The sequence below is a fragment of the Corynebacterium sp. HMSC14H10 genome (genome assembly GCF_001807105.1).
In the GTDB taxonomy this organism is placed as follows: Bacteria; Actinomycetota; Actinomycetes; order Mycobacteriales; family Mycobacteriaceae; genus Corynebacterium; species Corynebacterium jeikeium_D.
In genome coordinates this window covers 143,081-153,169 of sequence record NZ_KV787410.1, presented here as the reverse complement: position 1 = coordinate 153,169, position 10,089 = coordinate 143,081, and the positions used below count along the sequence as shown (strand labels likewise).

The following is a 10,089-nucleotide window of genomic DNA, read 5'->3' as shown; positions in this document are numbered from 1 at the left end:
ATCGTGCCCCCGGTGAGACTCGAACTCACACTGGACGGGTTTTGAATCCGTTGCCTCTGCCAATTGGGCTACAGGGGCGCAAAGCCGTCGATAAGCGAAAATGCTCTATCGAAGCGACTTTGACTAGTTTAGTCCATCGACCCCGAATTAGAAAAACGGCGCTGCGCATAAGCGACGACGCTGACGATTGCGGCGCCGAGAATGAACAGTCCGAGGGCGAGTCCCCAGTCGGAGCCGATGCCCTGGAGCTCGTTGTTTTCGGTCTGCCACGGCCAGAGAGCGCGCAGTGAACCGAGCATGAGGCCGGACATGGCGACCAACGTGAGCGCCTGGTGCGTACTCAGCAGCCATTCGAGGAGGCGGATGAACAGGACGATGCCGATCAGCGCGCCGACGAAGAACGTGCCGATGTAGGCGAAGTCACGGTCGTGAATTGCGCCCATGGTCGGTGCGTAGAGTCCGATGACCAGCAGGAAGAAAGAGCCCGAAACGCCCGGCAGAACCAGTGCGCACACGGCAATCGAGGCGGCGATGAGTACAAGCCAGAGAGGCGGCTGCGTCGGCGCGGCCTGTGGCAGGGAAGTAAGCGCGAACAGGGCGATGCTGAAGAACAGGAAGACGGCGATGGCCTTGCCGCGCATGCCCGGCTGACGCAGAGCACCCGGCTGTAGCTCGTTCAGCGGCATGGTGATCGAGGCGGCGATCATGCCCATGAACAGTGCTCGGGAAGCGACTGGTTGGTTGGTGACGAAGTTCTCCATGACGCCTGCCATGGAGAAGACCACGGCAACCATGCCGATAGCCACCGGGATGAGCAGCCACCAGTCGATTCTGCGAAGGTCCTCCTTGAAGGTGCCCTTCGACATTGCCCGCGGCAGGTCGGTGATGCGCTTTGCCGATTCAATCAGGCGTCCGTAGATGCCCGTGATCAGCGCAAGGGTGCCGCCGGAGACCCCCGGAATCGTCTCGGCGAGACCAATGAGGCCACCGCGAACTGCGTTGGCGATGACACCCAGCGGGGTCGGCTTCGGGATTTCAGAGTAGGGGCTCGTGGTCGGCAGCGTGGTCGACTCTGCGCCAGGAGCGCTCGTATTTTCAGTAGACATCGCAGGCCATTGTATGTCTTCCACCTGAGAAGAAGCGTATTTCCGTGTGTGTATTAGTAGCTTCGGGGTGCGATTAAAGACACAAAACAAAAAAGCAGCGCCTGGGGTGGCGCTGCTGATTCAGTGAGTTACGCAGGAGTAGTCGGTGGCAGTGGGGGCAGTAGGCGGTGGGCAGTGGAGCTGCTTCCTTGGCCGTGCTCAGTTCTTAGCCGTGTTCGATGATTTGCTGCAGGCAGCTGCCCAGGGCCTCCACCGAAATCCTCGGCGCGTTGGCCTCATCAATCAGACCAGTATCAGAAAGAACTAGGTACCCGACGCAGAGGGAAATAGCCATCTGGCTGCGGTGCACAGCAGCATCGTGGCTAACGTCTTCCGGTCCGTCCTCTTCGACGCGGCGAATCAAGTCATCTGCAACAGCTTCATTGAACCGCTCGGCAATGACTTTTGCGGTTTCCTCGGAGTCGAGGGATCCGACAATCAGCGGAATCATGGACTGTCCGGCCATTCCTTGACCAGTCAAAATAGCGCTGGCCATCCGCTGGCCAAGTTCATTGAAGGGAGCTCGGCTGAGTGTGCCTTTGAACTGGCTGAAGTCAATCAGTTCGGCCATGAGACCTTCTTTGGAGCCGAAGTACTTGATGATGAGCGGCGCGCTAACGCCCGCATCGCTGGCAATTTCCTTCAGCGGCACGCTTCGCAAAGGCTTGCGCGCGAAGTGCCGAGCTGCAGCCGCGATGATGCGCTCGCGGGTGGACTGGGCGCTCCGTTGGAAATCGGTCGAATCGAACTCACTCATGCTGAAGAGTCTAAAGCCATGAAAGCGTAACTACGCCAATTGATTTCAGAGGCATGCGCAGGACGTGGTGATATGTTTTCGCGGCCACCTCAAAGAGGGGGTAATTTCTAGGTGCCTCATTTGGGGCAGGTTCCGTGCATGCTGTTGAACAATCGCTGGAAAATATGGAAAAACTCCAGGAAAATAAGGCGAATATTAAAGTTGGATTACAGCATTTCGGAAACTGAAACCAGGTGCCAAGCGACGCTCGAGAGGCTCACTCTTGCGAATCACTGTTCAGGTGGACTAAAGGGCTGCTGAATCCGTTTCAAAATGCAGCCTGATTACCGTAATTATTGTTCACTGAAGCTGACCGGCCAACAGCTCATCCTCCGCAGCTCGCGATTCCTCAGCGCGCATCTCAGTTTTCCTACGCTGTTCAATGTTTTCCTACACTGGGATGTCATGAAGAAGACCCTCATGCTTATCGACGGTCATTCCATGGCCTTCCGCGCGTTCTTTGCCCTTCCGGTGGATAATTTCTCAACCACCGGTGGTCAGACAACGAACGCGGTGTACGGCTTCCTTTCTATGCTGTCCAATATCCTCAGCGAGGAAAAGCCCACGCACGTGGCGGTCGCCTTCGATGTCGCCCGCGAGACCTTCCGCAACGAGATCTTCCCGGAGTATAAGGCTCAGCGTGAGAAGACTCCTGAGGAATTCCGTGGTCAGGTGCCGCTTATTCAGCAGGTGCTGAAAGAGATGGGCATCGTCACGCTGGAAAAGGACAACTACGAGGCCGACGACATTATCGCGACGTTGGCTACCCAAGCCAAGCCTGAGGGCTTCGAAACGCTCATCGTCACTGGTGACCGTGACTCGTTCCAGTTGGTCAACGACACCACGACGGTGCTTTATCCAATGCGCGGCGTCACCACGCTGCATCGCTTCACGCCTGCTGCTATCGAGAAGAAGTACGGTCTGACGCCGACTCAGTACCCGGATTTCGCGGCTCTCCGCGGCGACCCCTCCGACAATCTCCCGGGCATTCCGGGGGTCGGCGAGAAGACCGCGACGAAGTGGATCGTTCAGTTCGGCACGCTGGCAAACCTCATCAACCACGCTGACGAAATCCGCGGCAAAGTCGGCGATAACTTCCGCGAGCGCGTCGCAAACGTCCAGCTGAACCGCGACATCACCGAAATGGTCAAGGACCTGCCCTTGCCGTATGGTCCGAACGAGCTCGAGCTCCGTCCCGCCGACGCCCAGGGCATCATCGACTTCTTCGACCGCCTTGAATTCGGCGACAACCTTCGCGAACGCGTCTTCCGCACCCTTTCCATCGAAGGCGCGGGCGTCACCGCCTCCACCAGCGACAGCGCGACAAAGCTTGAGGCTGTTTCGCTTGACGACGGCGCCCTGGCTGCTTGGCTCGATGATCTGCACGAGCCGGCCGCGTTGCAGGTCGGGGAGCACACTCTGATGATTGGCTCCGCCGATGAGAAAGGCAAGACCTCCGGCCAGGCTGTTTCTCTCGACTTGGGCGGGCTTTCCACTGAAGATGCTGACGCACTGCGCGAGTGGCTCGCTGGCGACCATCCGAAGTTGGTGCATGACTCTAAATCGGCCATGCATGCACTCTGGAATTACGACTTCGAGCTGGCAGGGGTCATCCACGACACCTTCCTGGCTGCGTATCTGCTGCGCCCAAGCCAGCGCAGCTACAGCTTGGACAATGTCGTCCAGCGTCACCTGGGCCAGACTCTTTCGCAGGCCGATGGCCAGATGACCCTGCTCGATGGCCCGGCCGAAGACGCTTCCCATGTCGCCGCCGTCATCGACCTGGCTGAGCGATTGACTGTCGAACTCGACGAGGCCGGGCTCTACAGTGTGTACGCCGACCTGGAAGTCCCGCTCGCTCCAGTGTTGGGCCGGATGGAACGTGCCGGTATCGCTGTCGATGTTGATGCGCTCGAGGAGCTCCGCAAGCAGGCGCAGGCGGCTACCGATGAGGCGGAGAGTGAGGCTCGCAACCTCGTCGATAAGCCTGAGCTGAATCTCGGATCGCCGAAGCAGTTGCAAGAGGTCCTGTTTGACCAGCTGGGAATGCCCAGGACAAAGAAGACGAAGACGGGCTATTCCACGGCGGCGAAGGAGATTGAGGGGCTGGCGAAGGTCAACCCGCATCCGTTCCTGGATTACCTGCTGAAATTCCGCGAGTCGCAGAAGATGAAGTCGACCGTGGAGGGACTGATTAGGGCTGTCGCTGATGATGGCCGTATTCATACGACTTTTAATCAGACGGTTGCGGCGACGGGGCGTCTGTCGTCGACGGAGCCGAATCTGCAGAACATCCCGGTGCGCACGGAGTTCGGGCGACGGATTCGTGAGGCGTTTGTGGTGGGCGATGGCTATGCGAAGCTAATCACCGCGGACTACTCGCAGATTGAGATGCGCGTGATGGCGCACCTGTCGCAGGATCCGGGGTTGATTGAGGCCTACCGCCAGGGCGAGGACCTGCACAATTACGTCGGCTCGAAGGTCTTCGGCGTCGGCATTGATGAGGTCACGCCCGAGCTGCGTCGTCGTGTGAAGGCGATGAGCTACGGACTGGCTTATGGTCTGAGTGCTTTTGGTCTGGCGCAGCAGCTCGACATTCCGCAGCGCGAGGCGAAGAAGCTCATGGAGGACTACTTCGAGCGCTTCGGCGGCGTGCGCGATTATCTGCACAAGGTTGTTGAGCAGGCGCGTAAGGACGGCTTTACGGCCACGATGTTCGATCGTCGTCGCTACCTGCCGGAACTCAACGCCGACAACCGCATCGCTCGCGATAACGCGGAACGTGCGGCTTTGAACTCGCCGATCCAGGGCTCGGCGGCAGACATTATTAAGATTGCGATGCTCCGGGTCGACGATGCTTTACGACGGGGCGGGCTGCGCTCGCGTGTCCTCCTGCAGGTTCATGACGAACTGGTTGTGGAAGTTGCAGATGGGGAAGAGGGAGCCATCAAGGAGCTGTTGCATCGCGAGATGGACTCGGCAGCTGAATTGTTGGTGCCGTTGGATGTTTCGATCGGTGCTGGTGTGAATTGGGATACTGCTGCACATTAGTGGTGCGAAGGTCGGGCCGTAGTGCTGGTAGGTGGACTTGTCGCGGGCTTGCCGTGGATGTGTTGCGGACTTGAATGTCGCAGCTCAAATCGGTATTGTTCGCTAGGTATGCATTAGCGTGCCGACTTTGCAGCCTCGAGCTCCAGGGACATCGGGTTAACTAATTGCCAATGGCGAGATTCGCCGAAAGCGGATTTGGCCCGGTTGTCCAGGTGTTTCTTTGAGGGGCAAGGCCGAAATTGTCCGTTTTTCGATTTCTATCCGCTTCGGAGCACATCTTATATGTCCACTTCTAACGTCCCTCAGGTTGCCATCAACGACATTGGCACCGCTGAGGATTTCCTGGCCGCTGTCGACTCGACGATGAAGTACTTCAACGATGGTGACATCGTTGAAGGCACCGTCGTTAAGGTTGACCGCGACGAGGTTCTTCTCGACATCGGCTACAAGACTGAAGGTGTCATTCCTTCCCGCGAACTGTCCATCAAGCACGATGTCGACCCTGACGAAGTGGTCGAAGTTGGCGATGAGATCGACGCGCTGGTCCTGACCAAGGAAGACAAGGAAGGCCGCCTCATCCTGTCCAAGAAGCGCGCTCAGTACGAGCGTGCTTGGGGCACCATCGAGCAGCTCAAGGAGAACGACGAACCGGTTACCGGTACCGTCATCGAGGTCGTCAAGGGCGGCCTGATCCTCGACATCGGCCTGCGCGGCTTCCTGCCGGCTTCCCTCGTCGAGATGCGTCGTGTCCGCGACCTCCAGCCGTACATCGGCCAGGAGATCGAGGCCAAGATCATCGAGCTCGACAAGAACCGCAACAACGTCGTTCTGTCCCGCCGTGCATGGCTCGAGCAGACCCAGTCTGAGGTCCGCTCTGAGTTCCTGCACCAGCTGCAGAAGGGCCAGGTCCGCAAGGGTGTCGTTTCCTCCATCGTCAACTTCGGCGCATTCGTCGATCTCGGCGGTGTTGACGGCCTGGTTCACGTTTCCGAGCTGTCCTGGAAGCACATCGACCACCCGTCCGAGGTTGTCCAGGTTGGCGACGAGGTCACCGTCGAGGTTCTCGAGGTCGACCTGAACCGCGAGCGCGTTTCCCTGTCCCTGAAGGCTACTCAGGAAGATCCGTGGCGCGTCTTCGCCCGCACTCACGCAATCGGCCAGATTGTTCCGGGCAAGGTCACCAAGCTGGTTCCGTTCGGTGCGTTCGTCCGCGTCGAGGAGGGCATCGAGGGCCTGGTTCACATCTCCGAGCTGGCTTCCCGCCACATCGACGTTCCGGACCAGATTGTCTCCGTCGACGAACAGGTCATGGTCAAGGTCATCGACATCGACCTCGAGCGTCGTCGTATCTCCCTGTCCCTCAAGCAGGCTGACGAGGACTTCACCGAAGAGTTCGACCCGACCAAGTACGGCATGGGCGACTCCTACGACGAGCAGGGCAACTACATCTTCCCGGAGGGCTTCGATCCGGAGACCAACGAGTGGATGGAGGGCTTCGAGACCCAGCGCGCAGAGTGGGAGGCTCGCTACGCAGAGGCAGAGCGTCACCACCAGCTGCACGCTGCCCAGATCGAGCGTCACCGCGCTGCAGCTGCCGAGGCTGCAGAGACCGCTTCGAACTACTCTTCCGAGTCCGGCGAGGCAGCCCCGGCTGCTCCGGCCGCACCGGCTGCAGACAACGCAGGCGGCACCCTGGCTTCCGACGAGCAGCTCGCTGCTCTGCGCGAGAAGCTGGCTGGCAACTAAGCTAGACCGCTAAGGGCTTACACGTCCCTTTGAGAAATTGCCCCGGCGAGGTTTTCCTCGCTGGGGCTTTTTCGTGCCTTCTTTGCTTTACGACGGGCACCTGCTCGGCCTTGTTCTTATAGCGGCGGCTTGGGGGCTTGCTGCATTTTTGGTCCTGGTGTTGGGGCTTTGGGCCATAAAGGTGGCGCCGCTGTTGCCTAAAGCGGGCTTGCGCTTCACCAGAAGTGGCTTGCTGCACAGTAACGGGCTGCTGGCGAAGCGCAAGCCGTCCTATTGGCCCTAAGGGCCCTAATGTCCTGGTGGCCTTGTCGATTTTGGTGGCTCTGGCGGTCTTTACTGCCGTTGACAGCCTATCTTTCTACCCATATGATTGGTGACATGACAACAAAGGACGAAGCCAAGCAGGTAGATAACGCTAACCAGGTAGAGGATTCCTCCCACTCCACCGGTGGTGTGTACTCCCAGGAGGGCAAGGACTTTAACCGCGACACCCGCTATATCAACGACCGCATTGTTAAGAACGGTCGCGAGGTAGGCGACGGAATTAAGACGTGGCCCGTTGAAGCCGGTCGCTACCGCCTTGTTGCAGCTCGCGCCTGCCCGTGGGCGCATCGCACGCTTATCGTTCGCAGGCTGCTCGGCCTGGAAGATGCAATTTCAGTCGGAATTCCAGGGCCAGTTCACGATGCCCGCTCCTGGACATTCGACAAGGGACCAGGTGGCCGTGACGAAGTACTAGGCTACGAGCGCCTGCAGGAGGCATTCCTCAAGCGTTTCCCGGACTACCAGCGTGGCATTACTGTTCCGGCCATCGTCGAGATCGAGTCGGGCGAGGTCGTGACCAATGACTTCCCCTGGATTACCTTGGACTTCATTACCGAGTGGACCGAGTTCCACCGCGAAGGCGCCCCGAATCTTTACCCGGTGGAGATGCGCGAGGAAATGGATGAGCTTATGCAGTTCATCTACACCGAGATCAACAACGGCGTCTACCGCTGTGGTTTCGCAGGCTCGCAGGACTCCTACGACAAGGCTTACGACCGGCTGTTCGATGCCCTAGACAAGGTTTCTGAGCGCTTAGAGACCCGCCGTTACCTCATGGGCGACCACATCACTGAGGCCGACATTCGCCTTTACACGACCCTGATCCGCTTCGATGCCGTCTACCACGGCCACTTCAAGTGCAACCGGAGCAAGATTTCCGAGATGCCGGTTCTATACAACTACCTGCGTGATCTCTTCCAGACTCCGGGCTTCGGCGACACCACTGACCTCGTCGATATCAAGCGCCATTACTACGAGGTCCATCGCGACCTCAATCCTTTAGGGATTGTCCCGAAGGGGCCGGAGCTCTCTGACCTGCTCCAGCCGCACGGCCGTGAGGCCCTTGGTAGCAGCCCATTCGGTAACGGCACCGCCCCGGTCCCAGTCAACCCAGATCCCGTTGAAGAGGGTCACCGCATCGAGGATCTCGTCGTAAAGCACTAACGTGCGGGGGCGTGTCCACGTACCCTTAGAGACATGCTCAAAGTAGGATTAACCGGCGGCATGGGCAGTGGGAAATCTACGGTCGCCCGTAGGTTTGCCGAGCTCGGTGCCGTCATCATCGACGCTGATCAGATCGCTCGCGACGTCGTCGAACCCGGGGAACCGACGCTTGCCGAACTCGCCGAAGCTTTCGGCGAGGGCATTTTGCTTGACGACGGCTCCCTCAACCGCGGCGAGCTTGCGAAGCGCGCCTTCGTATCCGCGGAGAAGACGGAGCTGCTGAACTCCATCACCCATCCGCGTATTGAGCAGCGCACCGAAGAGCAGTTCAACGCGGCAGGTGACGCCATCATTGTTTTTGACTCTCCGCTGTTGATTGAAATGGGGCAGTCGGAAGCACAGGACCTCGTCGTAGTTGTGCATACCCCGGTGGAGGTCCGTCTCGACCGTCTGGTGGAAAGCCGCGGTGTAGACCGAGAGGATGCGAAGCAGCGCATCGCTAAGCAAATCAGCGATGATAAGCGCCTGCAGTTCGCCGACGTAGTTCTGGAAAACTCAGGCACCGAGGAGGACCTCGTGCGCCAGGTCGACCGGATTTGGGAGCGGATTATTCAGCCGCTGAATCAGATTCGTCAGCTGCAGGCCGGGCAGCAAGATAATTCCGCAGCCGGGTGATAGCCTTCTCAATCACCTCGGCGCGCTTGCAGAAAGCGAACCGCACCAGGTAGCGGTACTTTTCTGACTCTGGGTCATCCACAAAAGCGGTGACGGGGATGGCTGCGACGCGGCATTCCTTGACCAGGCGGGTGCAGGTCTCCAGGGCGTCGCCAAGCCCCCAGCTCGAGACATCGGCGACGACAAAATACCCTGCCTGCGGCGTGAAGACGTCAGCGCCCAGGCCTTCCAACCCATCGGCGAGGAGCCGCATGTTGCCCTCGAGCTGACCTGCCAGCTCGTCCACCCATGGGGCACATTCCTGCAGGCCACGGGCGACTGCGGGCTGAAGGGGAGTGGCGCCGACATAGCTCAAGAACTGCTTGGCCTTGACGACACCATCGAGTAGCTCAGTCGGGGCGAGCGCCCAGCCAATCTTCCAGCCAGTGACGTTGAAGGTTTTTGCGGCGCTGGACACGACAATGGTTCGCTCGCGCATGCCGGGCAGAGCGCTGATGGAAGAGTGTGACAATCCGTTGAAGTACAGGCGTTCGTAGACTTCGTCGGCAAGCACGAGTAGATTGTTTGCGATGGCGACATCGGCGATGGCCTGCAAGTCCTCGTCCGTGAGGACGGTGCCGGTGGGGTTGTGCGGAGAATTGATGATAATCATGGCCGTTTTAGCGGTGACGGCATCGGCAAGCGCGCTGCGGTCGAGTGACCAGGAGCGTGCCGTGCCGGAAGCTGCGGGGATGAGCGGCACCGCGGTATATGTGCAGTTAGCCAGTGCGATGGCGGCTTTGTACGAGTCGTAGTACGGCTCGATGATGATGACGTGGCTGCCGGGTTCGAGATGCCCCAAGGTGGTGGCGGCAATCGCCTCCGTGGCACCGACCGTGACGAGGCATTCGGTGTCGGCATCGTAGACCTGCCCCGTGCGGCGGGCGCGATCGGCGACGATAGCCTCGCGGAGCACCTTCATGCCGCGGCCGGGGCCGTACTGGTTGTTTCCTCCAGCTATCTGATGTCGCGCCTCCGCGAGCACCTCCTCCGGCCCATCCCAGTCGGGGAAGCCCTGTCCAAGATTGATCGCCTCGTGCTCGGTAGCGAGGCGGGACATGGTGGCGAAGATGGTCTCGCCGAAGGGGCGCAAGCGGGAAACGGTCATGGTTTCACTGTAGGCGGGAGTTTTGCGGGCTTGTTGCGATT

The 10,089-nt window shown here is 59.4% G+C and carries 8 protein-coding genes and 1 tRNA gene; 5 read left to right on the top strand and 4 right to left on the bottom strand.

What is annotated here, in order from left to right:
- Window positions 1-4 precede the first annotated feature (4 nt).
- From HMPREF3135_RS02020 to HMPREF3135_RS02010, 3 genes are all read right to left on the bottom strand, one after another.
- Window positions 5-78 (bottom strand) — tRNA-Leu (locus HMPREF3135_RS02020).
- A gap of 50 nt (window positions 79-128) precedes the next feature.
- A complete protein-coding gene (locus HMPREF3135_RS02015; protein WP_070437653.1) occupies window positions 129-1,106 on the bottom strand; it encodes a DUF368 domain-containing protein in 978 nt (325 codons plus the stop codon).
- A 205-nt stretch (window positions 1,107-1,311) separates the two neighbouring features.
- Window positions 1,312-1,902 carry a TetR/AcrR family transcriptional regulator gene (locus HMPREF3135_RS02010; protein WP_049193961.1) on the bottom strand — a complete coding sequence of 197 codons (591 nt, stop codon included), beginning with the start codon at window positions 1,900-1,902 and terminating at the stop codon, window positions 1,312-1,314.
- 444 nt (window positions 1,903-2,346) lie between these two features.
- Between HMPREF3135_RS02010 and polA the strand changes: the two genes are divergently transcribed.
- From polA to coaE, 5 genes are all read left to right on the top strand, one after another.
- Window positions 2,347-4,992 (top strand): DNA polymerase I, encoded by a 2,646-nt coding sequence (gene polA / locus HMPREF3135_RS02005; RefSeq protein ID WP_070437774.1) that lies wholly within the window; start codon window positions 2,347-2,349, stop codon window positions 4,990-4,992.
- 282 nt (window positions 4,993-5,274) lie between these two features.
- Window positions 5,275-6,738 (top strand): 30S ribosomal protein S1, encoded by a 1,464-nt coding sequence (gene rpsA / locus HMPREF3135_RS02000; protein ID WP_005510285.1) that lies wholly within the window; start codon window positions 5,275-5,277, stop codon window positions 6,736-6,738.
- Window positions 6,739-6,811: 73 nt separating this feature from the next.
- The gene (locus tag HMPREF3135_RS01995) at window positions 6,812-7,021 is read left to right on the top strand and encodes a hypothetical protein (protein WP_070429619.1); all 210 of its coding nucleotides are present in this window, start codon (window positions 6,812-6,814) and stop codon (window positions 7,019-7,021) included.
- 83 nt (window positions 7,022-7,104) lie between these two features.
- Entirely contained in the window at window positions 7,105-8,226 is a 1,122-nt protein-coding gene (locus tag HMPREF3135_RS01990) for a glutathione S-transferase family protein (RefSeq protein WP_070437650.1), read from the top strand.
- Window positions 8,227-8,259: 33 nt separating this feature from the next.
- Entirely contained in the window at window positions 8,260-8,901 is a 642-nt protein-coding gene (coaE, locus tag HMPREF3135_RS01985) for a dephospho-CoA kinase (protein ID WP_070437647.1), read from the top strand.
- Here coaE and HMPREF3135_RS01980 read toward each other — a convergent pair.
- Window positions 8,834-10,048: an aminotransferase class I/II-fold pyridoxal phosphate-dependent enzyme gene (locus HMPREF3135_RS01980; protein ID WP_070437644.1), complete on the bottom strand. Its 1,215-nt coding sequence runs from the start codon at window positions 10,046-10,048 to the stop codon at window positions 8,834-8,836. The two genes, coaE and HMPREF3135_RS01980, sit on opposite strands and share 68 nt — an antisense overlap.
- Between the last annotated feature and the right edge of the window lie 41 nt (window positions 10,049-10,089).

Coding starts and splice junctions, on each gene's coding strand:
- HMPREF3135_RS01990 (WP_070437650.1), top strand. CDS start 7,105: ATGATTGGTGACATGACAACAAAGGACGAAGCCAAGCAGGTAGATAAC.
- polA (WP_070437774.1), top strand. CDS start 2,347: ATGAAGAAGACCCTCATGCTTATCGACGGTCATTCCATGGCCTTCCGC.
- HMPREF3135_RS02010 (WP_049193961.1), bottom strand. CDS start 1,902: ATGAGTGAGTTCGATTCGACCGATTTCCAACGGAGCGCCCAGTCCACC.
- HMPREF3135_RS02015 (WP_070437653.1), bottom strand. CDS start 1,106: ATGTCTACTGAAAATACGAGCGCTCCTGGCGCAGAGTCGACCACGCTG.
- coaE (WP_070437647.1), top strand. CDS start 8,260: ATGCTCAAAGTAGGATTAACCGGCGGCATGGGCAGTGGGAAATCTACG.
- HMPREF3135_RS01980 (WP_070437644.1), bottom strand. CDS start 10,048: ATGACCGTTTCCCGCTTGCGCCCCTTCGGCGAGACCATCTTCGCCACC.
- rpsA (WP_005510285.1), top strand. CDS start 5,275: ATGTCCACTTCTAACGTCCCTCAGGTTGCCATCAACGACATTGGCACC.